The sequence below is a fragment of the Streptomyces sp. NPDC001922 genome (assembly GCF_042891165.1).
Lineage (GTDB): Bacteria > Actinomycetota > Actinomycetes > Streptomycetales > Streptomycetaceae > Streptomyces.
In genome coordinates this window covers 279,874-306,179 of the sequence record NZ_JBIASV010000002.1, presented here as the reverse complement: position 1 = coordinate 306,179, position 26,306 = coordinate 279,874, and the positions used below count along the sequence as shown (strand labels likewise).

Annotated in this window: 22 protein-coding genes and 3 pseudogenes; 14 read left to right on the top strand and 11 right to left on the bottom strand. The window is 72.0% G+C overall.

The features are described 5' to 3' along the window. The first annotated feature begins 208 nt into the window (after positions 1 to 208). Positions 209 to 949 carry a PP2C family protein-serine/threonine phosphatase gene (locus ACFYYR_RS04800; RefSeq protein WP_388846913.1) on the top strand — a complete coding sequence of 247 codons (741 nt, stop codon included), beginning with the start codon at positions 209 to 211 and terminating at the stop codon, positions 947 to 949. A gap of 154 nt (positions 950 to 1,103) precedes the next feature. Then, positions 1,104 to 2,234, top strand: a complete 1,131-nt coding sequence (locus ACFYYR_RS04795; protein WP_388846911.1) for a winged helix DNA-binding domain-containing protein — start codon at positions 1,104 to 1,106, stop codon at positions 2,232 to 2,234. A gap of 138 nt (positions 2,235 to 2,372) precedes the next feature. Here ACFYYR_RS04795 and ACFYYR_RS04790 read toward each other — a convergent pair whose 3' ends face one another. Continuing rightward, the gene (locus ACFYYR_RS04790) at positions 2,373 to 3,245 is read right to left on the bottom strand and encodes a response regulator transcription factor (RefSeq protein WP_388846909.1); all 873 of its coding nucleotides are present in this window, start codon (positions 3,243 to 3,245) and stop codon (positions 2,373 to 2,375) included. A gap of 90 nt (positions 3,246 to 3,335) precedes the next feature. Here ACFYYR_RS04790 and ACFYYR_RS04785 point away from each other — a divergent pair, with 90 nt between their 5' ends. Further along, on the top strand, positions 3,336 to 5,009 hold the full coding sequence (locus tag ACFYYR_RS04785) for an AMP-binding protein (RefSeq protein WP_388846907.1): 1,674 nt from the start codon (positions 3,336 to 3,338) through the stop codon (positions 5,007 to 5,009). Beyond that, on the top strand, positions 5,006 to 6,628 hold the full coding sequence (locus ACFYYR_RS04780) for an AMP-binding protein (protein ID WP_388846905.1): 1,623 nt from the start codon (positions 5,006 to 5,008) through the stop codon (positions 6,626 to 6,628). The genes ACFYYR_RS04785 and ACFYYR_RS04780 overlap by 4 nt, the downstream gene beginning before the upstream one ends. A 112-nt stretch (positions 6,629 to 6,740) precedes the next feature. Here the strand turns inward: ACFYYR_RS04780 and ACFYYR_RS04775 are convergent, their stop codons facing one another. Both ACFYYR_RS04775 and ACFYYR_RS04770 read right to left on the bottom strand, forming a co-directional pair. Then, the gene (locus tag ACFYYR_RS04775; RefSeq protein ID WP_388846903.1) at positions 6,741 to 7,487 is read right to left on the bottom strand and encodes a hypothetical protein; all 747 of its coding nucleotides are present in this window, start codon (positions 7,485 to 7,487) and stop codon (positions 6,741 to 6,743) included. 220 nt (positions 7,488 to 7,707) lie between these two features. Next, positions 7,708 to 9,165, bottom strand: coding sequence for a catalase (locus ACFYYR_RS04770; protein WP_388846901.1), 1,458 nt, complete (start codon positions 9,163 to 9,165; stop codon positions 7,708 to 7,710). A gap of 364 nt (positions 9,166 to 9,529) precedes the next feature. On the opposite strand from ACFYYR_RS04770, the pseudogene ACFYYR_RS04765 reads away from it, so the two are divergent. Beyond that, a pseudogene (locus tag ACFYYR_RS04765) lies at positions 9,530 to 10,102 on the top strand (TerD family protein); the annotation flags it as partial. A 389-nt stretch (positions 10,103 to 10,491) separates the two neighbouring features. Here ACFYYR_RS04765 and ACFYYR_RS04760 read toward each other — a convergent pair. The 4 genes and pseudogenes from ACFYYR_RS04760 to ACFYYR_RS04745 all read right to left on the bottom strand — a co-directional run bounded on the left by ACFYYR_RS04760 (position 10,492) and on the right by ACFYYR_RS04745 (position 12,758). Beyond that, positions 10,492 to 10,743 (bottom strand): SCO4226 family nickel-binding protein, encoded by a 252-nt coding sequence (locus tag ACFYYR_RS04760; protein WP_388846899.1) that lies wholly within the window; start codon positions 10,741 to 10,743, stop codon positions 10,492 to 10,494. A 325-nt stretch (positions 10,744 to 11,068) separates the two neighbouring features. Further along, positions 11,069 to 11,251: pseudogene (locus ACFYYR_RS04755) on the bottom strand (transposase); the annotation flags it as partial. Between the two features lie 170 nt (positions 11,252 to 11,421). After that, positions 11,422 to 12,084 (bottom strand): hypothetical protein, encoded by a 663-nt coding sequence (locus ACFYYR_RS04750; RefSeq protein WP_388846897.1) that lies wholly within the window; start codon positions 12,082 to 12,084, stop codon positions 11,422 to 11,424. 256 nt (positions 12,085 to 12,340) lie between these two features. After that, positions 12,341 to 12,758: pseudogene (locus ACFYYR_RS04745) on the bottom strand (ATP-binding protein). Between the two features lie 194 nt (positions 12,759 to 12,952). Between ACFYYR_RS04745 and ACFYYR_RS04740 the strand changes: the two are divergent. Both ACFYYR_RS04740 and ACFYYR_RS04735 read left to right on the top strand, forming a co-directional pair. Then, complete coding sequence (locus tag ACFYYR_RS04740; RefSeq protein ID WP_388846895.1) at positions 12,953 to 13,711, top strand: GntR family transcriptional regulator; 759 nt, start codon at positions 12,953 to 12,955, stop codon at positions 13,709 to 13,711. 420 nt (positions 13,712 to 14,131) lie between these two features. Further along, positions 14,132 to 14,626: a lamin tail domain-containing protein gene (locus ACFYYR_RS04735; protein ID WP_388846893.1), complete on the top strand. Its 495-nt coding sequence runs from the start codon at positions 14,132 to 14,134 to the stop codon at positions 14,624 to 14,626. Between the two features lie 294 nt (positions 14,627 to 14,920). Here the strand turns inward: ACFYYR_RS04735 and gcl are convergent, their stop codons facing one another. From gcl to ACFYYR_RS04720, 3 genes are all read right to left on the bottom strand, one after another. After that, positions 14,921 to 16,627, bottom strand: a complete 1,707-nt coding sequence (gene gcl, locus ACFYYR_RS04730) for a glyoxylate carboligase (protein WP_388847279.1) — start codon at positions 16,625 to 16,627, stop codon at positions 14,921 to 14,923. Positions 16,628 to 16,706: 79 nt separating this feature from the next. Next, entirely contained in the window at positions 16,707 to 17,660 is a 954-nt protein-coding gene (locus ACFYYR_RS04725) for a 2-hydroxy-3-oxopropionate reductase (protein ID WP_388846891.1), read from the bottom strand. A 208-nt stretch (positions 17,661 to 17,868) separates the two neighbouring features. Further along, complete coding sequence (locus tag ACFYYR_RS04720; protein ID WP_388846889.1) at positions 17,869 to 18,750, bottom strand: TIM barrel protein; 882 nt, start codon at positions 18,748 to 18,750, stop codon at positions 17,869 to 17,871. A gap of 280 nt (positions 18,751 to 19,030) precedes the next feature. Between ACFYYR_RS04720 and ACFYYR_RS04715 the strand changes: the two genes are divergently transcribed. The 7 genes from ACFYYR_RS04715 to ACFYYR_RS04685 all read left to right on the top strand — a co-directional run bounded on the left by ACFYYR_RS04715 (position 19,031) and on the right by ACFYYR_RS04685 (position 24,968). Continuing rightward, complete coding sequence (locus ACFYYR_RS04715) at positions 19,031 to 19,282, top strand: hypothetical protein (RefSeq protein ID WP_388846887.1); 252 nt, start codon at positions 19,031 to 19,033, stop codon at positions 19,280 to 19,282. Between the two features lie 50 nt (positions 19,283 to 19,332). Then, entirely contained in the window at positions 19,333 to 19,656 is a 324-nt protein-coding gene (locus tag ACFYYR_RS04710; RefSeq protein ID WP_388847277.1) for a helix-turn-helix domain-containing protein, read from the top strand. Between the two features lie 190 nt (positions 19,657 to 19,846). Further along, positions 19,847 to 20,362 carry a 2-oxo-4-hydroxy-4-carboxy-5-ureidoimidazoline decarboxylase gene (uraD, locus tag ACFYYR_RS04705; protein ID WP_388846885.1) on the top strand — a complete coding sequence of 172 codons (516 nt, stop codon included), beginning with the start codon at positions 19,847 to 19,849 and terminating at the stop codon, positions 20,360 to 20,362. After that, the gene (locus ACFYYR_RS04700) at positions 20,359 to 20,784 is read left to right on the top strand and encodes a hydroxyisourate hydrolase (protein WP_388846883.1); all 426 of its coding nucleotides are present in this window, start codon (positions 20,359 to 20,361) and stop codon (positions 20,782 to 20,784) included. The genes uraD and ACFYYR_RS04700 overlap by 4 nt, the downstream gene beginning before the upstream one ends. Positions 20,785 to 20,791: 7 nt before the next feature. Continuing rightward, the gene (gene pucL / locus ACFYYR_RS04695) at positions 20,792 to 21,748 is read left to right on the top strand and encodes a factor-independent urate hydroxylase (RefSeq protein ID WP_388846881.1); all 957 of its coding nucleotides are present in this window, start codon (positions 20,792 to 20,794) and stop codon (positions 21,746 to 21,748) included. 209 nt (positions 21,749 to 21,957) lie between these two features. Further along, a complete protein-coding gene (locus ACFYYR_RS04690; RefSeq protein ID WP_388846879.1) occupies positions 21,958 to 23,331 on the top strand; it encodes an 8-oxoguanine deaminase in 1,374 nt (457 codons plus the stop codon). A gap of 221 nt (positions 23,332 to 23,552) precedes the next feature. After that, positions 23,553 to 24,968, top strand: a complete 1,416-nt coding sequence (locus tag ACFYYR_RS04685) for a nucleobase:cation symporter-2 family protein (RefSeq protein WP_388846877.1) — start codon at positions 23,553 to 23,555, stop codon at positions 24,966 to 24,968. A gap of 40 nt (positions 24,969 to 25,008) precedes the next feature. Here ACFYYR_RS04685 and ACFYYR_RS04680 read toward each other — a convergent pair whose 3' ends face one another. Then, positions 25,009 to 25,842 carry a chitosanase gene (locus ACFYYR_RS04680; protein ID WP_388846875.1) on the bottom strand — a complete coding sequence of 278 codons (834 nt, stop codon included), beginning with the start codon at positions 25,840 to 25,842 and terminating at the stop codon, positions 25,009 to 25,011. Positions 25,843 to 26,306: the final 464 nt, after the last annotated feature.

Genomic DNA, 26,306 nt, shown 5'->3' with positions numbered 1-26,306 from the left:
CCCCGCACCCGGGGTGCCGGTTCCGCGTACGAGGGGCCCCGGACGCGGGCGCAGGCCCGGTTCGAGGGGCCCGTGCAGGACACAGCAGCCCGCGCAGGCCCGCGCAGGACACAGCAGCCCGCGCAGGACACAGCAGGGAGCCCTCCGGGAGGCAGGCCGGAGACCGCGCAGCCCTCCGGGAGGTCCCGTCCGGAAGACGAGGACATCCATGGCCTACATCGTGGTGAGCGCGCTGAGCCACGCGGGGCTGCTGCGCGACAGCAACGAGGACAGCCTGGTCGTCGGGCCCTGGACGCTGTGCAGCACCGCCACCGAGAGCCCGCAGACCCTGCTCTTCCCGCTGGGAAATCCGCTGGTCGTGGCGGTCGCCGACGGGCTCGGCGGACATCCGGCGGGCGAGGTCGCCAGCGCCATGGTGGTGCGCAGGCTGTCCCGGGTCGGTCCGGCGCTGGACAGCGAGGAGACCGTCCGGGACGCCCTGGAGGACTGCAACCGGGCGGTGTACGCCGCCGCCGACGGCGACCCCGACCTGATCATGATGGGCACCACCGTGGCGGGCCTGGTGCTGACCCGGGACCGGGCCATCGTCTTCAACATCGGCGACAGCCGGGTGTACGGGGCCGGCGCCGAGGAGGTGCGGGAGCTGACGCTCGACGACAACCCGCCCCTCGCACCCGGCGAGCGCAGCTCGACCGTCGTCACCCAGACCCTCGGCGGCACGCCCGACTTCAGCCCCGTCGACCCGCATGTGTCCGGCACACCGCTGTCCACCGGCGACCGCTGGCTCATCTGCTCGGACGGGCTGACCGACCCGGTGCCGGACGAGGAGCTCGGCGGGATCCTCCGGGTGCACGCGGACGGCAGAGCCGCCTTCGAGCTCTGGAAGGCCGCCATGGACGCCGGCGGACCGGACAACGTCACGCTCGCCCTCGTCCGCATCGGCGAATAGCGCCGCCGCACGCTGCGCCCCGCCTGCCGGGTGGTCCGCCGCACGCTGCGCCCCGCCCGGCGCGCCTCCGCGCGGCAGGCGGCTTCCGGCGCCGGCCCGCATCGCCTCGCCCAAGCGGACGGGAACTGACCGCAAGGCGCCCTAGCGTGGAGCCATGCCGACCCACGCCGCACGCTCCGCCGCCACCGCGCCGGTACTCGGCCCCCGCGCGCTCAACCGTGCCCTGCTCGGCCGGCAGCTGCTGCTGCGCCGGGCGGAGCTGTCCGCGGAGGAGGCGGTGGAGCACCTCGCGGGCGTGCACGCCCAGGTGCCCAAGGTGCCGTACTACGCCCTGTGGGCCCGGCTGGCCGGGTTCCGCCCGGAGACGCTGTCGGAGCTCCTGGCCGGCCGCCGGACCGTCCGGATCTCGCTCCAGCGGTCCACCCTGCACCTGGTCACCGCCCGCGACTGCCTCGCCTTCCGGCCCGTTCTCCAGGAGATGCAGGACCGCCGCTACCGGGGCACCTTCGGTAAGCGCATGGCGGGCGTGGACCTGACGCGGCTCGCGGAGGCGGCCCGGGCCCTGGTCGAGGAACGGCCGCTGACCTTTGCCGAGCTGGGCACCGCGCTGGCCGAGCTCTGGCCCGAACGGGAACCCCTGGCGCTGTCCATGGCCGCCCGCACCGCCCTGCCCCTGGTGCAGGTGCCGCCGCGGGGGCTGTGGGGCCGCGGCGGGCTCGCCCGGCACACCACCGTCCGGCAGTGGCTGGGGGAGGAGCCCGGGGAGCCGACGGCGCAGGGGGTGGAGGCGCTGGTGCTGCGGTGTCTGACGGCGTTCGGCCCCGCCTCGGTGCGGGACGTGCAGGTCTGGTCCGGGCTCACCCGGCTCCGGGAGGTCGTCGACGGGCTGCGGCCGCGGCTGCGCACCTTCCGGGACGAGCACGGCGTGGAACTGTTCGACGTGCCGGACGGCGCGCTGCCGGATCCCGCGACCCCGGCACCGGTCCGCTACCTCCCGGAGTACGACAACCTCTTCCTCTCGCACCACGACCGCACCCGGGTGATCGCGGACGGCCACCGGAAGCGGATCTGGCAGGGCAACCAGGCCTTCAGTCCGGTCCTCGTGGACGGATTCATCCGCGCCGTCTGGCGGATCGACCGGGACGGCGGCACGGCGGCCCTGGTCGTCGAGCCGTTCGAGCCGCTGTCCCGTGCCGAGCGGGAGGCGATCGGGGCGGAGGGCTCCCGGCTGCTGGACTTCGCCGCCCCCGACGCCTCCCACGACGTCCGGCTCGCCCCGCACTGACGGGCCCGTCCACCACAGGCCCGTCCACAGTCCCGTCCACCACAGGCCCGTCCACCCACAGTCCCGTCTCCGATCAGACGCTGCGCCGCCCCTGCCGCCGCGGGCCCCGGCCAGGGCCTGCGGCACAGCCCCGACCGGCTACGGCAGCAGCCCGGCCCGGCGGGCCGTGACGACCGCCTCCAGCCGGGTGCGCGCGCCCAACTTGCGCATCGCCGACCGCAGATAGCCCTTCACCGTCTCCGGGCGCAGCCCCAGCCGCTCTGCCGCCCCCGCGTTGGTCGCCCCGGACGCCACGCAGGCCAGCACGTCGAGCTCGCGCGGCGCCAGCCGGATTCCGGGCGCCGGGCCGTCCGCCTCGCACGGGGCGCCGCCGGCCGCCGTGGCCAGCCGGCCGCAGGCGCTGAGGATCTCCTCCCGCAGTGCCGGGTCGGCCACCCGCGCCGCCAGGGCCCGCAGGTCCCCGTGGGCCGCGCGGACCTCCTCCCAGGCGACGGGGCCGGGGTCCGCACCGTCCGGTGACCGGCGCGGGTCCGCCGTGCGGGGCCGGACGGCCAGCAGCCGCTGCACCTCGTCCCGTTCGGCCAGCGCCCGTTCCAGCCCCCGGGCGGCCTCCATGGCTGCCGCGATGGTCCGGTCGCCGAGCGGCATCCGCTCGCGGAGCGCGCCGTACAGCACCCCGCGCACCCGGTGGCGCACCACCACGGGCACCGCGAGCACCGCCCGCAGGCCCTCCTCCGCCACCGCCGCGTCGTACTCATGGCTGATCGTCCGGGACACGGGGTAGTCCGCGACGGCCGTGGGACGGGTCAGGGCGAGCGTCTTCCCGCCGATGCCGTTGCCCGTGGCGACGCTCAGCCCGCGCAGCGCGTCCGTCTCCGTCCCGGTCAGCTGGCGGATCCGCAGCCGCCCGTGATCCTCCAGGAGGCCGCCGAACACCACCGGCAGGCCACTGGTGCAGCGCAGCCTGAGCAGCGCTGCTCGTACGTCGACTGCTTCGCCCGTCTGCACCACGGCCAACCCCTTCACCCCCGTCCGGGGGTAGTGAGACCCATGTCACTGATTCCACGATGCTAGTCAGTGGTCCGGCAATGAGGAGGACACATGGCGGCAACCAGTGCGACGGAGGAGTTCCGGAAGGCGCGGGATTTCCTGTTGCGGCACCGGGAGGACTACGAGACGGCGTATGCGGGGTTCCGCTGGCCCCGGCCGGAGCGGTTCAACTGGGCGCTGGACTGGTTCGACCGGATCGCGGAGAACAACGACCGTCCCGCGCTGCACATCGTCGAGGAGGACGGCTCGGAATCCCGTCTCACCTTCGCCGGGCTGGCGGCCCGGTCGAACCGGGTGGCGAACTGGCTGCGCGGGCTGGGCGTCCGGGCCGGTGACCGGATCGTCGTCATGCTCGGCAACCAGACCGAACTGTGGGAGACCGCGCTCGCCGCGATGAAGCTGCGGGCCGTGGTCATCCCGGCGACCCCGCTGCTCGGCCCGGCGGACCTGCGGGACCGGATCGACCGCGGCCGGGCCGCGCACGTGGTGGTCCGCGCCGAGGACACCGCCAAGTTCGACGAGGTGCCGGGCGCCTACACCCGGATCCGGGTCGGCGGCGGCGCCCCCGGCTGGGCCGACTACGGCGAGGCGTCCACCGCGTCCGAGGTGTTCGAGCCGGACGGGCCGACCCTCGCCGACGACACCCTGATGCTCTACTTCACCTCCGGCACCACCGCCCGGCCCAAGCTGGTCGAACACACCCACACCTCCTACCCCGTGGGCCATCTCGCGACGATGTACTGGATCGGGCTGCGGCCCGGGGACGTGCACCTCAACATCTCCTCCCCGGGCTGGGCGAAGCACGCGTGGAGCAACCTCTTCGCCCCCTGGAACGCCGAGGCGACCGTCTTCCTCCACAACTACACGCGGTTCGACGCCGCCCGGCTGATGGCCGAGATGGACCGGGCCGGCGTCACCAGCTTCTGCGCCCCGCCCACCGTCTGGCGGATGCTCATCCAGGCCGATCTGGGACTGCTGCGCACCCCGCCGCGGGAGGCCGTCGCCGCCGGTGAGCCGCTCAATCCCGAGGTGATCGAACGGGTCCGTGCGGCGTGGGGCGTCACCATCCGGGACGGCTTCGGCCAGACCGAGACCGCCGTGCAGGTGGCCAACACCCCCGGTCAGCCGCTGAAGACGGGCTCCATGGGCCGGCCCACCCCGGGCTTCACCGTGGCGCTGCTGGACCCGGTCACCGGCGAGCCCGGCAACGAGGGGGAGATCTGTCTCGACCTCTCCGCCCGGCCCGTCGGTCTGATGACCGGTTACCACGGTGACCCGGAGCGCACCGCCGAGGCGATGGCGGACGGCTACTACCGCACCGGCGACATCGGCTCCCGCGACGAGGACGGCCACATCACCTATGTGGGCCGGAGCGACGACGTCTTCAAGGCCAGCGACTACAAGATCTCCCCCTTCGAGCTGGAGAGCGCCCTGCTGGAGCACGAGGCCGTCGCCGAGGCCGCGGTCGTCCCGGCGCCCGACCCGCTGCGCGCCGCCGTCCCCAAGGCGTACATCGTGCTCGCCGAGGGGTGGAAGCCCGGCCCGGAGACCGCCCGGGCCCTCTTCGCGCACTCCCGGGCGACCCTGGCGCCGTACAAGCGGATCCGCCGGATCGAGTTCGCCGACCTCCCCAAGACCGTCTCCGGCAAGATCCGCCGCATCGAGCTGCGGGAACGTACGGCCGGGGGCAGCACCGCCGAGTACACCGAAGAGGACACCGCATGACCGAACTCTCCTACACCAGCGGCACCGGCACCGGACCGCTCCTCGGCGACACCATCGGCGTGAATCTGGACCGCGCCGTCGCCGCCCACCCCGACCGCGAGGCGCTCGCCGACGTCGCCTCGGGACGGCGGTGGACCTACGCCGAGTTCGGCCGGGACGTCGACGAGGTGGCGCTCGGCCTGCTCGCCAAGGGCGTCGCCAAGGGCGACCGGGTCGGCATCTGGGCCGTCAACTGCCCCGAGTGGGTCCTGGTGCAGTACGCGACGGCCCGCATCGGCGCCGTCATGGTCAACGTCAACCCCGCCTACCGGGTGCACGAGCTGGCGTACGTGCTGAACCAGGCCGGAGTGGACGTCCTGGTCTCCTCCGTCGCGTACAAGCACAGCGACTACCGCGGCATGGTCGAGGAGGTGCGCGGCGACTGCCCGGCCCTCCGGGACGTCGTCTTCATCGGCACCCCGTCCTGGGACGAACTGCTGGCCGCGGGCCGGGAGGTGCCGCGGGAGCGACTGGCCGCCCGCGCCGCGGAGCTGAGCTGCGACGACCCGGTCAACATCCAGTACACCTCGGGCACCACCGGCTTCCCGAAGGGCGCCACGCTCTCCCACCACAACATCCTCAACAACGGCTACTGGGTGGGGGAGACGGTCGGCTACACCGAACAGGACCGGATCTGCCTGCCCGTCCCCTTCTACCACTGCTTCGGCATGGTCATGGGCAACCTCGCGGCCACCAGCCACGCCGCCTGCATCGTCATCCCGGCCCCCGTCTTCGACCCGGAGGCCACGCTCCGCGCCGTCGAGCGCGAACGCTGCACCTCCCTCTATGGCGTGCCGACGATGTTCATCGCCGAACTGGGGCTGCCCGACTTCGCGTCCTACGACCTGTCCTCGCTGCGCACCGGGATCATGGCCGGATCACCGTGCCCGGTCGAGGTGATGAAGCGGGTCGTCTCCGAGATGCACATGGCGGAGGTGTCCATCTGCTACGGCATGACCGAGACCTCCCCGGTGTCCACCCAGACCCGGCGCGAGGACGATCTGGAGCGTCGCACCGGAACGGTCGGCCGGGTGCTGCCGCACATCGAGGTCAAGGTGATCGACCCGGCGACCGGGGTGACCGTTCCCCGCGGCGCGCCGGGGGAGCTGTGCACCCGGGGCTACTCGGTGATGCTGGGCTACTGGGAGGAGCCGGAGCGCACGGCCGAGGTGATCGACGCCGGCCGCTGGATGCACACCGGCGACCTCGCGGTGATGCGTGAGGACGGCTACCTCACGATCGTCGGCCGGATCAAGGACATGATCATCCGGGGCGGGGAGAACGTCTACCCGCGGGAGATCGAGGAGTTCCTGCACGGGCACCCGAAGATCGCCGATGTGCAGGTGGTGGGCGTGCCGGACGAGAAGTACGGCGAGGAGATCCTGGCCTGTGTCGTGCTCCGGGACGCCGCCCGGCCGCTGACCCTCGACGAAGTCGCCGACTACTGCCGGGGGCGGCTCGCCCACTACAAGGTGCCCCGCCACCTCCAGCTGCTCGACACCTTCCCGATGACGGTCAGCGGCAAGGTCCGGAAGATCGAGCTGCGGGAGCGGTTCGCGGAGCGGCCGACGGGCGCGTAGCGGCGGCCGGATGCCCATGAGCAAGGTCCGGCGGGCCGCCGAAGGGCCCGCCGGACAACCGGCCGCGGCGCCACGGGGCGTGGACGCGCCCTACCGCTCGTGACCGGAACACCTACTGCGCCCCCATGCGGATCAGGTCGTCCGCCGCGTCGTTGACCGGCTGCGGGGTGCCCGTGAGATCCATGACGAAGAGCGGGATGTGCAGGTCGTCGGCGCGGGCGCGGGCCTCGCGGCGGTAGCCGGCCAGGGAGAAGAAGACGCTCTCCACCGAGTCGGTGAGACCGTTCAGCCACAGGCACTCGACATCGCGGAGCGTGGACGGCCGGGTCGTGGGATCCACCTGCGCGACCACGCCCCTGCCCCGCACGGAGACCCCGGACGTCGGCCGGTCGTCGGCCTCCAGCACTTCACGGAAGCCCAGCCACTTCAGGTACTCGGCCGCGGCGGTCACGGCGTCCCGGCTGGTGCGGATCGTCACCGGCCGGAACGCGGGCCGCAGCACGGCCGAGGACGGCGGCTGCGTCCGCGCCGGTGACCCGGGCCCGGGGTGCCGCGCGCCCGCGGCGGAACCCCGCGGCCCGGCGTCGGACCGCTCCGGTGGCGGCGCCACCGGCAGCCGCAGCACACAGCCGCAGGGACACCCCAGTTCGGGGTGCGGCCACTGGTCCTCCCGGCCGCAGGACGGACAGCGGGCCGTCACCCAGGACTCCTCCCAGGTGTGGTGCTCCATCGGTTCCGCCGGGGCCTCCGTCTGCAGGGTGAGGGTCACCGGGGCGCCGCAGGGACAGGGGAACGTGGGCGGGGTGAACGAGTGCTCGCGGCGGCACGCCGGGCAGCGCACCGGCACGCTCTCTGCCATGTTCGGCTCCAGCACAGATCCGTAGGAGGGATGTTCGCTCCATCGTCCATCAAAGCGTGCCGGGTTGGGAGGGAGTCGGCGGTTTTGTTCTCGGCCGGGGGTATCGGTGGCCGGCGGCCGGAAGGGCATCCCGCGGCGGGGCCGCTCCGGGGCCCGGCCGGGACACCTCCGGCCGCACGCTGCGCCCACCGGTCCCTCCCGGTGGGCGGCCGTCCGCCCGTCAGCTGTCGCGCAGCCGCTCCACCGCGGCCTCGACCCGCTTGCCGTAGTCCGGGTCGGCGGCGCGGAAGTGCGCCAGGTTCCGCTCGACCACGTCCTCGCGGGTCACCTGGGACAGCCCGCCCGCGATGGTGGCCACCAGGCGCTCCCGCTCCTCCTCCGACATCAGCCGGTACAACTCGCCGGCCTGGAAGAAGTCGTCGTCCTTGGTGTGCGCCGGCGCCGCGTGGGTCCCGGTGTGCCCGGAGACCGGGAGCGGGGCGGACAGCGCCTGACCGGTCTCCACCGGCCCGCCGTACGAGTTCGGCTCGTAGTTCTTCGCGAAGCGGCCGCCGGCGTTGACCGCCATCAGCCCGTCCCGGCCGTAGTTGTGGGCGGTCGTCGCCCGGGGCGCGTTGACCGCGAGCTGGGTGTGGTTGACGCCGAGCCGGTAGCGGTGCGCGTCCGCGTAGGCGAACAGCCGGCCCTGGAGCATCTTGTCCGGCGACGGCCCGATGCCCGGCACGAAGCTGTTGGGGGAGAAGGCGGCCTGCTCGACCTCGGCGAAGACGTTCTCCGGATTGCGGTTCAGCACCAGCCGGCCCACGCGGCGGAGCGGGACGTCGGCGTGCGGCCACACCTTGGTGAGGTCGAACGGGTTGAAGGGGTGATCCGCCGCCTCGGCGGCCGGCATGACCTGCACGTACAGCGTCCAGGACGGGTGCATGCCGCGCTCGATGGCCTGGAGCAGATCGCGCTGGTGCGAGTCGGCGTCCCGGCCCACCTGCTCGGCCGCCTGCTCGTTGGAGAGGCAGCGGACGCCCTGGTCGGTCTTGAAGTGGTACTTGACGAAGAACGCCTCGCCCTCGGCGTTCGTCCACTGGTAGGTGTGCGAGCCGTAGCCGTTCATGTGGCGGTACGAAGCGGGGATGCCACGGTCACCCATCAGCCAGGTCACCTGGTGAGTGGCCTCGGGGGAGTGCGCCCAGAAGTCCCAGACGTTGTCCGGCTCCTGGCTGCCGGTGAACGGGTCGCGCTTCTGCGAGTGGATGAAGTCGGGGAACTTCAGCGGGTCCTTGATGAAGAAGACCGGGGTGTTGTTGCCGACGAGGTCGTAGTTGCCCTCCTCGGTGTAGAACTTCAGCGCGAAGCCCCGCGGGTCCCGCACCGCGTCCGCCCCGCCGAGGCTGTCGGCGACGGTGGAGAACCGGGCGAACACCTCGGTGCGCTTCCCGACCTCGCTCAGGAAGCCGGCCCGGGTGAAGCCGGTGACGTCGTCGGTCACCTCGAAGTGGCCGTAGGCGCCGGAGCCCCGGGCGTGGACGACGCGCTCCGGTATCCGCTCGCGGTTGAAGCGGGCGAGTTTCTCCAGCAGGTGCTGGTCCTGGAGGAGGAGCGGACCGCCGGCGCCGGCGGTGGCGGAGTTCTGGTTGTCGGCGACGGGGGCGCCGGATTCCGTCGTCAGCGTGGGCTTCGGCATGGTGACCTTCCGTCCGGGAGCGCGGAATTCGACGTCCGCGTCTGGAGCGTAGGGAGCCCTTCGAGCGAACGTCAACAGTTTGTTGAAAGCCGGCGGGGGTGACGGCGCCCGGGTCCGGGGTGGGTGAGCGGCGTTCCGCTTCTCCGTGGCCTCGGGGCGGCGGGCGCCGGTGGGGCGGCCGTTGCTGCCGTGCCTGTGGTGTCCCCTGTCGCCGATTCCGGCCGATCGCCACAAGTTGACGCTTCATGCGCACTACAGTTTTCCGTGTGCGGCACGTCACATCGTGGCATGCCGGCAGGCGCGCGAGGCAACGGCGCCTCCGCGCTTGACGTGCGGGTTTGGGGGGCTTTGTGTACGAGATGGCCTCCGGCTCGGCGGCGAACTCGGCCAGAAGGTGCTCCCCGTCCTGCGCGCCAAGCGCGGAACCGACCCGGGCGAGCGGCGCACCCGCCTCGCCGACCGGCTCTGCCGTGAGGGGCGGCTCCAGTCCGAGCTGCGCATCGAGGGCACCCCGGGCGTACTCGCCATCAGCGCCGACCTGCGCACCACCAGGCTGCGCACCTCCATCGAGATCCCGGCACCCACCCAGGGGTACCCCCTGACCTGGGCGAAGCGGCTCATCCAGCGCCTCGCGGACGCGCCGGCCGACCTCCACGTCGAAACCCTCGTCGAGGGGGAGGTGAGCGGTCCCCGGGGCACGCTGGAACGGCTGCGCCCGGAGCCGGCGGACATGCTCCCGAAGAACGGCACCGCGATCACCGGCTTCCGGCTCTCCCTCTTCAAGGGCATGGGGAGCGGCCGGGGCAATGCCGAATCCGGCTTCATCCGCAGCGTCGACGACGCCGTGCACCGCTTCTACGCCACCGTGGTGGTCCACCTGGACCAACCGGCACCCCGCCGGGCTTCGTCCGCGCAACGGGCGGCGGTGACGGTGTGAGGGGGCGGTACGAGAGTCGGTGTCCGTTTCGCCCTTTCGGGAGGGGGGAGCGAGCTGGCCGCAGCGCCGCCGGGCGGCTACGGCCGTCGCTGGGTAGACAAGCCCAGCGACGACGAGCAACGACCAACGACGACCACCCTCAACCGCTCAGCCGCAGCTCAGTTGGGGCGTGCACTCCTCTGTTCAGGGCCGAAAAACGGGCCCGCCAGACCAGGGGAAGAAGAAGTAGGTTTTGTGAACACGCCCCCTGCCTGCGGTTTCTCCGCAACCAGGAGACACGTCTACTCATCAACGTCCTCACACACAAAGGTTGATCATTGCTCGGTGAGGGCCCCGGTCCCCTGCCCGCGACCCCGCGGGAAGGGGACCGGTGCTGTGCGCACCATGGCTCACACCATCAGCGGTACCGCATGAATCTCGTCCGGCGCGTCAGCGCCCCCGCGCTCGTGCGCGCGGCGGACCGCCTCGGGCGAGGGGCCCTCGCTGAGGCAGTAGACTGTGCCGGAATCGGGATCCGCCCAGGCGTGTTCGAAGTGGACTCCTTCTTCCCGCTCGCCCGCGGCAGCGGCCTCGTGGCCCTGTTGCAGCTGTTCGGCCGTGATGCCCTGCATTCCGTGGTGGATATCCATGAACCGTGTCACAGGCCTCGCACCTCCTTCCGCTTCCCGGAGCGCGCCGACCTGCTCTCCTCCTCCTTCCATACTGCGCCCGTACGGCACGACCAGCACGGCGAGCGTGATTCGGAACCGAGCCCGGTGAGCGTGTCCAGCACAGCAAAGGGCCCCGGCGCGTCCATCGCGCCGAGGCCCTCACCGTCGTACGAGATCTGTCATAGGGATACGAGGGCTGATGCTCGTTTCGCCCTTTCGGGAGGGGCAAGCGGGCTGGTCCGCGACGTCGCCGGGCGGCTACGGCGTGGTGAAGGAGTACATCACCGCGCCGCGCGGCGCGGTGATCGTGCGGAAGCAGGTCCCACTGGCAGCCGGTGCGGCCCTGGTACAGGGGCGCGTTGACGATCTCCCGCATCTCGTACCGGCCCCGGTGGCCGCTGACCGAGCGGTGTGCGGCCTTCCACGCGGCGATCACCGGCTCGATCAGCACCCGCTGCCCGTCGGACAGGTCGGTCTTGCAAGGCTTGGGCTCGCTCACGATTCAGTCCAGCACGCCCCAGCCCGCCGACCGGCCGGGATGCCGCAGTCCCACACGTTCAGGTGCGGGCAAATCACCTACCGACTCGCATACCGCCCTCTGAGGGGGTGGCCGGGAATACCTCGCGGAGCCGAGCGCTCGTCGGTCGCGACCGACGAGCGCTCGGCTCCTCACGAGTCGTCGCCCGCCGCGAGGATGTCCTGCTCCACGTGTTCCATCAGTTCGCCCAGGTCCCGCACTTCGTGGTCGAGTTCCGCGGCTCGGGGTGCGGCCTGCTGGACCATCGCCACCGTGGCCCTTGCCAGCGCCACGGCGTCCTCGGGCCGGTCCTCGCCGAGGAGCGCCTCGATGGCGGACCCGAGCCCGGCCAGGGTCTCGTCGTCGGTGGGCGGGACCAGATGGTGCTCCAGGCCCGGCGGATACGGCGTCCCCTCCCGCACCTCGCGCACCGCGGTCACGACCGCGGGCCGGGCGCTGTACTGGTCGAGCAGTTCGACGAGGACGTACAGCCGGGCCGCGAGCCGCGGCCGGCCGGGGTGCCGGTCCAGCCAGGCGAGCAGTGCGCGTGGGCCGTCGAGATGGTCGGTGAGCCGCGCCAGCGCCTCCGCGATCTTGTTCGGCAGGTCCCAGTGGAACGGCATGAGCCCGGCCACCTGCTGGGCGAGAGTCGCCTCACCCTGCGGGTCCAGCGTGCCGGCGATGAAGGCATCGACCAGAGCGATGTCGAGCACGGATTCATCCGGCCCGGACCGCTTCCGTGAGCCGTGGGACGCGGCGTCGCGACGCTTGCGGAACAACCGGGCGCCGACGCTCCTCAGCGGCTTGTCCCGCATGAATCCTCCCAGCTCCGGTGGTGCTGTCCTCGTCGGATCTCGTGCGTGCTGCTCGGCGTCGCTCCGTCGTCTGGGCGCGACTGTGTCCCGGGCCCGGCGGTGGCCGCTCAGAGCTCACTCACACAGTGCCGCCCGCCGAGGGAGCGTGCGCGCCTGTTAGCCCATGCGGACCACCACTCGCAGCGTGAACGGAGCGCCGCATGCTGCGGGCGGTCCAGTGCCGGGGTCGGCTCATGAAGGCCGTGGCGCTCCCGGCTCACGGCCATTGCGCCCCCAGGGGCGCCGGTGGCAGACGGATTTCGGCAGTGATGGTGCGGCCGGTCCGGTCGCCTTCGACATGAACGTGAGTGGCAAGTAAGGCGACGATGCCAAGTCCTCGACCATGAAGGGAATCGCCGTCGGGGTGTTCGACCCGGGGGCTGCTGTCGGTTCCTCCCCCCGTCGGTAACGGAGATCGCGAGGACGTGGGCGGAACGGATGAGGGCGACGTGAAAGACGTCGGTCCGGCTTGCGGTGTGGATGAGCGCGTTGGTCGCCAGTTCGCTGACGATCAGTTCGGCGTTGTCGGACTTGGGGCAGTCGCGGAGGACATCGAGGGCCCAGCGGCGGGCACGGCGGACCTCTTCGGGAAAGCCCGGGCAAGTGAGGCCCCAGATTCGGACAGGGGGCGGGATGGCGAGAGAAGTGGCTTGCTGCACGGAGTCCCTCCTGAGTCGGCAACATCTCTAGAGATGTTCAATGAAAGGGCTCCATCTCTAGAGATGTCAAGGCTGAATGTGTGGATTTCAGGGATAGGGGTGAACTGCCCGTACACGTGGGCGAAGCGAGAGCCCCTTAGGGTGTCTAGAGAAGAAAGGAGGGGTGCCTGATGGTCAATCGGGGTGCGGGCAGCCGGCCGAAGTATCAGCGGATCGCCGACGACCTGAAGCAAGCGATCCGTGAGGGCCGCTACGGCTCGGGTGATCGGCTCCCCGGTGAGAACGACCTCATGGCGACCTATGAGGTGGCCCGGATGACGGCACGGCAGGCCCTCGGGGTGTTGCAGAACGAGGGGTTGGTCGAAGCGCGCAAGGGTGCCGGAGTCTTCGTTCGGTCCTTCCGGCCGTTGCGACGGCGTGGCATTCAGCGGCTCGCCGAGGAGGCCTGGGGCAACGGGCGCTCGCTGTGGTCGGCCGACGACGACGGGCGCAGCGTCACCGTCGACCGGGTCTCCGTCGACGAGCAGCCTGCGTCGGCGCGGGTCGCTGCGGTGCTCGGGCTGGCGGAGGGGGACGCCGTCTGCGTCAGGAGTCGGCGGTACGTTCTCGACGGCAAGCCGGTTCTTCTCGCGGTCTCGTATCTTCCGGCAGCCCTGGTCTCCGGCTCGGCGATCACCCGGCAGGACACCGGTCCGGGCGGCATCTATGCCCGTCTCGCCGACCTCGGTCACAAGCCGGTGCACTTCCGGGAGGAGATCCGCTCCCGAATGCCCTCCGCCGGCGAGGCCGACTGCCTCGAACTGTCCATGGGCACGCCGGTGTTCCTGGTCGCCCGGACGGCTTTCACTGCTGACGGCCGAGCGGTGGAGGTCAACGAGATGACCCTCGACTCGGCCTCGTACGTTCTCGAGTACGACTTCGACGGGTGACCCGACCCCCTTCGGCCTGGGTCGAAGGGGCGGCGTGCGAACTCTCCGCGCCGGTGTCAGATCCCGTTTCCCTTGGGTGGGCTCAACTTTCGGGCACCTCGGTGCGCGAGCGCCCAACCCTGGTGGCTGACCGCTGGCTCCGTCCGCGTGTGTCGTCAGCGGCCGGTCGCGCGCGGGTCACCGATGCTCCGGCCTCGCTGCGTGGGGCGTTCGGGCGGGCCGGCCGGACCCGCGGTCCCGGCTGCCCGTGACTGCCGCGCCCTCATGCGCGGTCCGCGCCCGGATCCGGTGTCCTTCTCCGCCCCTTGGCGATCACTTCTGATCAGCTGCAGACAATTTAGTTCACCGTGCAACCATCGCGCCTCGTTGCGAGTCCTCCACATGCAACACAGTTCCATCACCAATGGAGGGGGATCTCTCATGCGCAAGTTTCCCGTCATAGCCGCAGCCGTCGCTGCCGGCGCGATGGCCGTTCTCACCGCCGTTCCGGCCCAGGCCGCGGAGTACAGCTCGGCGTTGAAGGTGCGTGGCGTCCAGTACGACGCGCCCGGCCGGGACTCCAACAGCTGCTCGTCCGGCAACACCGACGAGGAGTACCTGACGGTCAAGAACTACTCGTCCTCGGCGACCGTGAACCTCAAGGGGTACGTCGTGAAGGACGCCACCGGGAACCGCTTCACCTTCACCGCGAACCACTACCTGCAGCCCGGTGACTACGTGAAGCTCCGCGGCGGCCACGGCTCCGACTCCGACGCGCGGAACGTGGTCTACCGCGACAACTGCAACTTCCTGTGGAACAACGACCGCGACACGATCTACCTGTACAAGCCCTCGGGCAGCCGCGCGGACGTCCACTCCTACACCCGGAGCGGATCCGACCGCGACGGCAACGGCTACATCGGCTACCACTCCTGAGGGATCGATGTCTCGGCTCGTGGGCCTTTCCGGGTTCCTGAGCCCCGGAACTCCTGAGCCCCGGAACTCCTGAGCCTCTGAGCTCGCTGCGTTCCCGAGCTCGTGAGCCGTCCGTGCGGGCCCCGCTTCCGACGTACCGACGTGGAGGCGGGCCCGCCCCGCAAGCCGTTACCGGGGGTAGTGCCCGTGGGGCGGGGTAGACGGGCGGCAGGGGTGGACCGAGGGTTCCGGACGGCGGCGCCTGGCGCGACAGGACAGGGTGTCGGCGCCGCCGCCCGGGGCTGAGGGGGCCCGTCAGGGCTCCGGCTCGAACTCCCGCACCGCGTCGATGTCCGGGCCGTGCGGGGTGTTCGCCTCGCGCTCGATGAGGATCTCCACCAGCACCGGCCGGGAGGTCGCGACGGCTTCCCGGCGCGCCCATTCGATCGCCGGTCGGATGCCGGCCGGCTCGGCGACGCGGCGGCCGGAGCAGCCGTACGCCTCCATGAGCCGGACGTTGTCCGTGCCGTGCTCGTCGTAGTGGACGTCGACCTGGTAGTTCATCCCGTAGCCGAGGGAGGCCTGCCGGATCAGTCCCAGGTACTCGTTGTTGAGCATGATCAGGACGTACGGCACCCGGTACTGTGCCGCGACCGCCAGCTCCTCGACCATGTACTGGAAGCCGTAGTCACCGACGATGCCGACGACTTCGGCGTCCGGCCGGCCCATGCCGTCCAGCGCCTTGCGGACCCCGATCGCGGCCGGGATCTCCCAGCCGAGCGGACCGGCCTGGCCGCACACCTGGTAGTGGCGCGGCAGATGGGCCTTCTGATGCTGGCCGCCCCAGATCTGGTACAGGCCGATGGCGGTGACGAAGTAGGTGTGCTCGTCGAAGATCTCGTTGATCTCCCGGTAGATGCGCGGGGCCTTGACCGGGACCGCGTCGAAGTCCTCCCTGCGCACCAGCGTCCGTTTGAGCTCCTGGCAGCGCGCCACCCAGGCCGCGACGTCCGCCCGCGCCCGGCGCCGCCGTGCGGCGTCCAGCAGGGCGCGCAGGAAGAGCCGTGCGTCGGAGACGATGCCCAGGTCCGGTTCGAACACCCGGCCCAGCTGGCGCGGTTCGATGTCCACCTGCACGAAGGTCCGGTCGCCGCGGTAGACGGAGAGGTCCGCGCCGGTGTGCCGGTCGCCGAACCGGGCCCCGACCGCCAGCACGAAATCCGACTCCAGGAACGAGGCGTTGGCATAGCGCTGCGAGGTCTGGATGCCGGTGGTGCCCAGGTTCAGCTCGTGGTCGTCCTCGATGACGCCCTTGCCCATCAGCGTGACCTGGAACGGCACCCGCAGATACTCGACGAGCTCCCGCAGTTCCGCGGACGCCTCGGCCAGGATCACTCCGCCGCCGGCGAGGACCAGCGGACGCCGGGCCGCCAGCAGCAGATCGAGGGCGGCCTCGACGCGCGGCAAGTGCGGTGGGACGGCCGGTACGGGCAGCGGGGTGTCGAGCGAGGCGTCGTAACTGATCTCCCGCCGGGCGATGTCCACCGGGATGTCGATGAGGACCGGGCCCGGACGGCCCTCCCGGGCGATGCGGAAGGCCTCCCGGAACGCCCAGGGGATCTGCGCGGCCTCCTTGATCTGTACGGCCCACTTGGTCACCGGCCGGGCGATCTCCACGATGTCGACCGCCTGGAAGGCCTCCTGGTGCAGCTTGGGGGAGACCGCCTGACCGGTGACGCAGAGCAGCGGGATCGAGTCCGCCTGCGCGGTGTAGAGGCCGGTGACGAAGTTGGTGGCGCCCGGCCCCGAGGTGGCGAGGGCGACGCCCACGCGGCCGTTGGTCCGGGCCCAGCCGTCGGCCATGTGGGTCGCGCCCTCTTCGTGACGGACGATCAGATGCTCGATCCCGCCGACCTGTTCCATCGCCCGGTACAGCGGCAGGATGGCGGCGCCGGGGCAGCCGAACGCGATGTCGACGCCCTCGTCCTTCATGATGTGGACCGCCGCCTCCATGGCCGGCATCCGCGCCGCGCCGGTGTACGGGGGCCGGGGCGGCGTGCCGTCGGCGGTGCGCTGCGCGATCGTCTCCGCGGTCATGGCGTCAGCCCCCGGCCCGCGGTCCGGAAAGCCGCTCGACGCCCCGCAGCAGGGCGGAGTGGTCGAGCCCGCCGTCGCCCTGGGCGCGCAGCGAGGCGACCAGCCCGGCCACCAGCGAGCCGGCCGGCAGCGCCGCCCCGACGGCGCGCGCCGCGTCGGTGACGATGCCCATGTCCTTGTGGTGCAGGTCGATCCGGAAGCCCGGAGCGAAGTCCCGGTCCAGGAAGTTGGCCCGTTTGCGGGCCAGCACCGTGGACCCGGCCAGGCCGCCGCCGAGCACGTCGAGCGCCGCCGGGAGGTCCACCCCCGACTTCTCCAGGAACACCACGGCCTCGGCGACCGCCTGGAGGTTGACCGCCACGATCAGCTGGTTGGCGGCCTTGACGGTCTGTCCGGAGCCGTGCGGGCCGCACAGCACGATCGTCCGGCCCAGCGCCTCGAGGACCGGCCGCGCCCGGTCGAAGACGGCCCGCTCGCCGCCCACCATGACCGACAACGCCGCCTCCACGGCTCCCGCCTCGCCGCCGGAGACGGGGGCGTCGAGGACGTCGATCCCGTACGGCGCCGCGGCCGCGGCCAGATCGACGGAGGTCTGCGGGGTGATCGAGGACATGTCGATCAGCAGGGCGCCGCGGCGGGCGTTCGCGAGGATGCCGTCCTCGCCGTAGGCGACCGCCTCGACCTGCGGGGAGGCCGGGACCATCGTGATCACCACGTCGGCGGCCCGGACGGCTTCGGCGACGGAACGGGCGGCCGTGCCGCCGTTCGCGGCCAGCCGGTCCAGCTTCTCCCGCTCCAGGGTGAACCCGGTGACGGGGTAGCCGGCCTTGACCAGGTTCTCGGCCATCGGGGAACCCATGATGCCGAGGCCTATCCAGGCGATGCGCGGACGGGCGTCGTCGGAGGGAGCGGCGCCGGTGTCCGGTGGGAGTGCGGTGCGCGGGGAGTCCTGGGCCATGAGTGGTGCCTCTCTGGGAGCGTGCGGGAAGGTGCGGCTTTCGGGGGCGTTCATTCGGGGGATGCGGCCTTCGGGGATGCGGCCTTCGTGGGTGCGGGTGGCCGGGCTGAACGGTCGGGGCAAGGACCGGGAGAGCAGCGCCGAACAGGCAGGCAGTGCCGAACAGGCGGGCAGTGCCGAACGGGCAGGAAGTGGCGGCCGGGCCTGATCAGCGCCCGGCCGGCGCCGCGCGGCGGTCCGTCGGTAGCCAGGCGAACGCCTCCGGGCCCTCGCCCCGGTACTCGAGGCCGATCCAGCCGTCGTAACCCGCCGCCCGGAGGGCGTTCAGCGCTCCGGCCAGGTCCAGGTCGCCGGTCCCGGGCGCACCGCGGCCCGGGGTGTCCGCGATCTGCACGTGACCGGTCCGGCCGGCGTGGCGGCGGATGACCTCGTACGGGTCCTCGCCGTTCCGGGACAGGTGGTAGAGGTCCATCAGGAACGCGGCGTTGCCGAGCCCGGTGGCGGCGTTCACCCGGTCCGCGAGCTCGACGGAGGCGTCGGCGGTCTGCAGCGGGTACCGCGGTGACTCGGCCCGGTTCAGCGTCTCGATCAGCAGCGTCGCGCCCACCCGGTCGGCGGCTCGGGCGGCCAGGGCCAGGTTCTCCAGCGCCAGGGCGTCCTGCACCCGCGGGTCCACGCCGTCGGTCCGGTTGCCGTACAGCGCGTTGAGCGCCCGGCAGCCGACGGATCCGGCGAAGTCGGCGGCGATGTCGATGTTCGCGCGGAAGCGGTCGGACTCCTCGCCGGGGACCGACAGCGCGCCCCGGTCCGGCCCGGGCAGCCGGCCGGCGTAGAAGTTCAGGCCGACGAGCCGGGTGCCGGCCCGGTGCAGCGCCGCCCGCAGGGCGTCGAGCTCCGCCTGCTCCGGCGTGGGGGTGCCGGTCCACGGCCACCAGAGTTCGACGGCGGTGAACCCGGCCGCGGCGGCCGCCGCCGGCCGTTCCAGCAGCGGCAGTTCGGTGAAGAGGATCGAAAGGTTCACATCGAAGCGCCAGTCGTGCCAGTCGTGCGCGTCGCGCCGGTCCGTGCCGCCGGTCTCCGGAAGAGCCATGACACCTACCTCGCTTCCGTCTCGGGTGACCGATTCCATCATCGCGTAATTCCATAATGTGGAATCTGGTTTCTGCTTCATGGAAGCGTGCCCAGCGCCCGCCGGGACTGTCAAGGGGCGCGGCCGGGTTCCCCGCCGTCCGCACCCGACCGTGCGCGGTGCGGCCGGAGGTGGCGCGGCGGCCGGTGGCCGACGGGCGCGGCGGCCCCGGTGTCACGGTCCGGGCACGTCCCCCTCCGGAGATGTCGCGGCCCGGCGGCGGCGCAGTAGGTTGAGGGGCGTGAGACTCAGGGTTGAATTCACCACCGAGCCGTTCGACCTCGACGAGGCGCCGCCCCACGCGGTGGTCGCGCGGGAGGTCGTCCAGTCCGCCGAGCTGGACGCCGTCGACGTCGGCCCGTTCGGCAACACCGCCGAGGGGACGTCGGGGGCGGTGCTCAGTGCGGTCGACACCCTGCTGCGCAAGTCCCTGGAGGCGGGCGCCACCCGGGTCTCCCTGCAGGTGAACGTGGTCGGGGAGGGTGACGCGTGACCGAGGCCGACCACCCCTTCATCGCTGCGGTCAAGCCGCTGGTCGACGCCATGGGCGGCGAGCTGGTGGAGCCCGAGCACGCCCGGGGGGACGACGTCGTCCTCGCCTGGGAGGGCCGGGACGTCCTGGCCGTGCGGCTGCCCCACCTGTCCGACTCGCTCGACCACATCCTGGCGGACCTGGAGCGGCGCCACGGCGTGCCGCTGGCCCAGCTCGACCGCAAGACGAAGCAGTCGGTGGTCCGGGTGCTGGAGGCGCGCGGCGCGTTCTCCGTGCGGCACGGCGTGGAGACGGTGGCGGGCGCCCTCGGGGTCAGCCGGTTCACGGTCTACAACTACCTGAACCGCGAGAACGCGGCGAAGGGCGACGGCTGAACGGCCCCGGGTCTGCGGGGTCCGTGCCGCACGCCCCGGCCGCCCGGCACCGCGCCGCGCGTAACGCACCGTTCACAAGATAGCTTCAACAAAGTGTTGACGTGATGTTGCGGGAAGGCGTTAGCTAGGCGAAGCCCGTCCGGCACCAGCCACGGGCGGAGCCCGTCCAGCCCAGGCCACGGAGGCACCCGTGACGTCGACTTCGCCACCGGGTCTCGCCCGGTTCAACACCGCGGAGGCCGGTGCCGCCCGCGCCGCCCTGCACGAGGTGTGCGCCAGTACGGCGTGGGGGAGCCGGATCCTCGACGGCCGCCCGTACACCGGCCTCGACGCCCTGCTCGCCGCGAGCGACGCCGCCATGGCCGGGCTCACCGCGGCGGACCTCGCCGAGGCCATGGCCGGACATCCGCCGATCGGGCGACCGAAGCCCGGCGACCCCACCTCCGCCCGCGAGCAGAGCGGGATGTCCGGCGCGTCCGACCGGCTCAAGGCCGAGATGCTCGAACTCAACCTGGCCTACCAGGAGAAGTTCGGGCACGTCTTCCTGATCTGCGCCACCGGCCTCACCGGGGAGCGGATGCGGGACGCCCTCCGTGCCCGCAGCGGCAACGCGCCGGAGCAGGAGCGCGAGATCGTCCGGCAGGAACTGGGGAAGATCAACCGCATCCGGCTGACCCGTCTCGCAGAAGGAGGGGCCGCGGCATGAGCGACGGCACCACCACCTCCGTGTCCACCCACATCCTGGACACCAGCATCGGCCGCCCGGCCGCCGGAGTCGCCGTCGAGATGTCCGTCAGCGGCGGGAGCGCCGCGTGGACCGTCCACGGCACCTCCGTCACCGACGCGGACGGGCGCTGCAAGGACCTTCCGGCCCTGCCGGAGGGCACCACCCGGGTACGGCTCTTCTTCGCGGTCGAGCCGTACTTCACCCACCGCACCAGCGACCACCACAGCCACCAGCACCGTCACGACCGGCCAGCCGAGGAACAGCAGGACGCCCCCCGCGCAAGGGACAGCGGAGCCTTCTTCCCGGAGGTGGCGATCACGTTCGCCGTCGAACCGGGCGAGCACTACCACGTGCCGCTGCTGCTCAACCCGTTCGGCTACTCCGTATACCGAGGGAGCTAGCACCGACATGTCACCGAACCAGCCGCCCGCCAGGCCCGTGGTTCTCGGGCAGAACCAGTACGGCAAGGCGGAGAACCGCGTCGTCAAGATCGTGCGCGAGGGGGACACCCACCACATCAAGGACCTCAACGTCTCCGTCTCCCTCTCCGGGGACATGGACGAGGTCCACTACTCGGGCAGCAACGCCAACGTGCTCCCCACCGACACCACCAAGAACACCGTGTTCGCCTTCGCCAAGGAGCACGGCATCGCGTCGGCCGAGCAGTTCGGCATCCATCTGGCCCGGCACTTCGTGACCAGCCAGGAGCCGATCCACCGGGCGCGCATCCGCATCGAGGAGTACGCCTGGGAGCGGATCGCCCCCTCCGAGGCCAACTCCCGCTTCATCGGCGCCGACGAGGTACGGCACTCCTTCGTCCGCAAGGGCCAGGAGACCCGCACCGCCCAGATCACCTACGACGGCACGTCCTGGGAGGTCATCGGCGGCCTGAAGGACCTCACCGTCCTCAACTCCACCAACTCGGAGTTCTGGGGCTATGTGAAGGACGAGTACACCACCCTGCCGGAGGCGTACGACCGCATCCTCGCCACGGACGTGCACGCCCGCTGGCGCTACCGCTGGGCCGCCGACGACGACCGGATGCCCGACTGGAACACCTCCTACGACCGGGCCCGGAAGCACCTGCTGGAGGCGTTCGCGGAGACCTACAGCCTCTCCCTCCAGCAGACCCTCTACCAGATGGGGTCCCGCGTCATCAGCAGCCGGACCGAGATCGACGAGATCCGGCTCTCGCTCCCCAACAAGCACCACTTCCAGGTCGATCTGGAGCCGTTCGGGCTGCAGAACGACGCCAAGGACGGAGCCGTCTACTTCGCCGCGGACCGCCCCTACGGGCTCATCGAGGCGACGGTCCTCCGGGACGGCGTCGAACCGCGCATCCCGACCGACCTGACCAACCTCTAGCCACGGCCCGCCGCTCGCGGCGGGACCCTCCGACGTACGCGCCGGCGTCGGTCCCCGGGAACCCTTCCCGGGGATCACGGAGGGGAGCGGGGGCACCTGCGCACCCCACCGCCCGGACGGTCCCGAACCGGCCGCCCGGGCACCACGGACCCGGTCGTCACCCCGCTCGGCCCCCGGGCCGTCCACCAACGGAAGAACGAGGAACCGCCATGGCAGCCCCGCGCACCGTCATCGAGAACTGCGCCATCGCCACCGTGGACGCGCACGACACCGAACACGCCTCGGGCCATGTCGTCGTCGCCGGGAACCGCATCGAATCGGTGGGCGCCGGCAGAGCCCCCGACGATCTGCGGGACGTGGTGCGCCGCGTCGACGGCACCGGACACCTGCTCACCCCGGGCCTGGTCAACACCCACCACCACTTCTACCAGTGGCTCACCCGCGGCCTCGCCCAGGACTCCAACCTCTTCGACTGGCTGGTCGCCCTGTACCCGACCTGGGCGCGGATCGACGAGGAGATGGTGTACGCCGCCGCCCGCGGCTCGCTCGCCATGATGGTGCGCGGCGGCGTCACCACCGCCATGGACCACCACTACGTCTTCCCCCGCGGCGCCGGTGACCTGCTCGGCGCCGAGATCCGGGCCGCCCGCGAGCTGGGCGTACGGTTCAGCCCCACCCGCGGCTCCATGGACCGCGGCGCCTCGGACGGCGGCCTGCCCCCGGACTTCGCCGTCGAGACCACCGAGGCCGCGCTGATCGCCACCGAGGAGGCGATCGACACCCACCACGACCCCTCGTTCGACTCGATGCTGCGCATCGGCGTCGCCCCCTGCTCGCCGTTCTCCGTCTCCACCGAACTGCTGCGCGAGGCCGCCACCCTGGCCCGCCGCAAGGGCGTCCGGCTGCACACCCACGGCTCGGAGACCGTCGAGGAGGAACAGTTCTGCAAGGAGCTGTTCGGGATGGGGCCCACCGACTACTTCGAGTCCACCGGCTGGCTCGGCGACGACGTGTGGATGGCGCACTGCGTCCACATGAACGACACCGACCTCGCGGCGTTCGCCCGCACCGGCACCGGTGTGGCCCACTGCCCGTCCTCCAACGCCCGGCTCGCCGCGGGCACCGCCCGCGTCCCCGACATGCTGAAGGCCGGGGTGCCGGTCGGCCTCGGGGTGGACGGAACCGCCTCCAACGAGTCCGGCGAACTCCACACCGAACTGCGCAACGCCCTTCTCGTCCACCGTCTCGCCGGCGGCGAGAAGGCCCTGAACGTCCGTCAGGCGCTGCGGCTGGGCACCTACGGCGGAGCCCAAGTCCTCGGCCGGGAGCGGGAGATCGGCTCCGTGGAGGCCGGGAAGCTCGCCGACCTGGCGCTGTGGAAGCTGGACGGCCTCGGCCACTCCACGATCGCCGACCCGGTCGCGGCCCTCGTCCTCGGCGCCGCCGCACCGCTCACCCTCCTCCTCGTCAACGGCCGGCCCGTCGTCGAGGACAGCCGGCTCACCACCGCCGACGAGGACGACATCGCCCGCACCGCGCGCGACGAGGCACAGCGGCTCGCGCGGATCGCCGCCGAGAGCTGACCCGACGTCCGGCCGGGAGGGACGGCTCCCGGCCGGCGGCCACGGCACCGAGCGGGAGCCGTGGCAGGCCGTACTCGGGGGCGCGCACTCCGCGCCCCCGAGTACGCCGGCCGCGCCCTCACCACCGACAGCGGCCCCGCCCCGCACCCCACGCACCGCACCCGCAAGGCCTCCCTGAAGCCGTGTCGTCCGCGACACGAAAACCGACAGGAGGAACCCCCGTGGCCGCAGCGCCCAGGCTCCCCAGGATCACCCGCTCCCCGCAGCCCGACCCGGCCACGCACCCGGTCGACCGCACCCTTCCGCCCCTCCGGATGTTCACCAGCGGCCTCCAGCACGTGGCCGCCATGTACGCGGGCGTGGTGGCCCCGCCGATGATCCTCGGGCCCGCCGTCGGCCTGAGCGCCACCGAGACCGCCTTCCTGATGGGCGCCAGCCTCTTCACCGCGGGCCTGGCCACCCTCCTCCAGACCATCGGCTTCTGGAAGGTCGGCGCCCGGCTGCCGTTCGTCAACGGCGTCTCCTTCGCCGGCGTCACCCCGATGATCGCCATCGGCAAGGCCCACAGCCCCGACGACGCCCTGCCGGTCATCTTCGGCGCGGTGATGGTCGCCGGAGTCCTGGGCTTCCTCCTCGCCCCCTGGTTCTGCAAACTCGTCCGGTTCTTCCCACCGGTGGTCACCGGCACCGTCATCACCCTGATCGGGGTGTCGCTGCTGCCGGTCGCCTTCAACTGGTCCCAGGGCGGCAATCCGGCGGCCGACGACTACGGCTCCCCGCGGGCCATCGGCCTCGCCGCCCTGACCTTCGTGATCGTGCTGCTGCTCCGCCGGGTGCTGCGCGGCTTCCTCCAGCAGATCGCCATCCTCCTCGGCCTGGCCGCCGGAACGCTCCTCGCGATCCCCTTCGGCCTGACCGACTTCGGCGCCCTGAAGAACGCCGGACTGATCGGCTTCCCGACCCCGTTCCACTTCGGCGCGCCGCAGTTCGACACCGCCGCGATCGTCTCCATGGCCATCGTGATGCTGGTCTGCATGACCGAGTCGACCGCGGACATGCTGGCCCTCGGCCGGATCGTGGACCGCCCGGCCGACGAGCGGACCATCGAGGGCGGCCTGCGCGCCGACACCCTCGGCACCGCCCTCAGCCCGGTCTTCAACGGCTTCGCGTGCAGCGCCTTCGCCCAGAACATCGGCCTGGTGGCGATGACCCGGGTGCGCAGCCGGTACGTCGTGGCGACCGCGGGCGGCATCCTGATCCTGCTCGGCCTGTGCCCCGTCGCCGCCTCGGTCATCGCGCTCGTACCGCTGCCGGTCCTGGGCGGCGCCGGCATCGTGCTGTTCGGCTCGGTCGCCGCCAGCGGCATGCAGACCCTGGCCACGGCCGCCCTGGACCAGGGCGAGAACGCGCTGATCGTGGCCGCCGCGGTCGGCGTCGGACTGATCCCCATCGCCGCACCGGACTTCTACCACGCCTTCCCGGACGACCTGCTGGTCATCCTGGACTCCGGCATCAGCACCGGCTGCATCGTGGCGATCGTCCTCAACCTGCTCTTCAACCACCTGGGCGCCAAGGACCGGAACCCCGACCCCACCAACACCGACACCCCCGCACCGGAACCGACGGTGGCCGCCTGACCCCGGGTGCCGGGCCCCAGGGCCCGGCACCCACGGGCCGTCAGTCGAGGTGGTACCGGTCGCCGTAGACCTTCCAGTCCAGCGGCGTGTCCAGCGCGAGATTGCCCCGCTCCAGGAAGACCCGCTGGGCCGTGTCGACCCGGCTGGTGTCCCGGTGCGCCTTCTCCTCACGCATCGCGGCGACCCGGGCATCGAGAAAGGCGTGCAGATACCGCACCTCGTCACCACCCCGGGCCGGCGGCTCCGCCCCGCGCACGGCCTTCTCCCGAATCGTCCGCAGACCCCGCACACCGTGCACCACCGCCGCGTCGTAGTAGGCGAACTGGCCCAGCACACCCACCCCGTCCGCCTTCGCCCGCCGCACCGCGGGACCGAAGTAGCCCCGGTCGCGCTCCTCGTCCTGCGCCCGGCGGAACGCCGGATCCTGCGCCGCCGCACGCCACGCCCGCGGAAACCCGGGATCCAGCCCCTCGTGCGAGGCGCTGCCCACGGCCTGCCGCAGCGCGGGCAGATACCGGGCGAGCCCGTTGTCCGGCCGGACGCCGGTGTACGCCCGCACCACCTTCAGCAGGTCCCCGGTGCCGGAACAGAACCCGATGATGCCCGCGGTGTAGCCGCGCCCGTCCCCGATGTCCTCGATGTACGCGTACTGCGCCCGCCAGTCCAGCGAGGAGTTCTCCGCACTGGAGACCAGCCGCATGGCGATCTCCTTCTTCACCGGATCGTCCAGCCCGGCCCGCACCACAGGCCCCGGCGCCCGCGGGGCGGGACGCTCGGGCCCCGAGGACACCGCCACCGCCACAACGGGCACCGCGAGCACCACCAGCCCGAGAGCCGTCCACGAGACCTTGCGTCCCCTGCCGCCCCGGGCCATGCGCACTGTGCTCCTCCGATGCCACGAATCCATCAGCACCGGCATTCTCGTATCCCCAGGACCCCACCACCCCGACAACCCACGTTCCGGCCACCGCCCGCACGTTGAACGGCGTGGGCCGAAGCTGTCCGGACGTCAACGCGTGGATCCGCAGGCGAGGGCTGGACGGTCGTCAGGGGCAAAGACGGGCCTGGGCCCGTCCACGAGGGCCACAGGGCGCCGGACCAAGGCGGCCCCGAACCACAACGGACCTGGGTCCGGACATGACGCAGCGGGTGCCGCAGGGCCGGGTGCACGAAGAGGCGCGGTGCCACCGGCCCGGTCCGGACATGACGGCAGCGGGTGCCGCAGGGCCGGGTGGACGCAAGGGGGTGGGGGCGCAGGGGTGGGGGGTTCCGGAAGCTGCCGTGCATTTGTGGCCCGCCAGGGCCGTAAATATACGTTCCGGAACCCCCCCCCCCCCG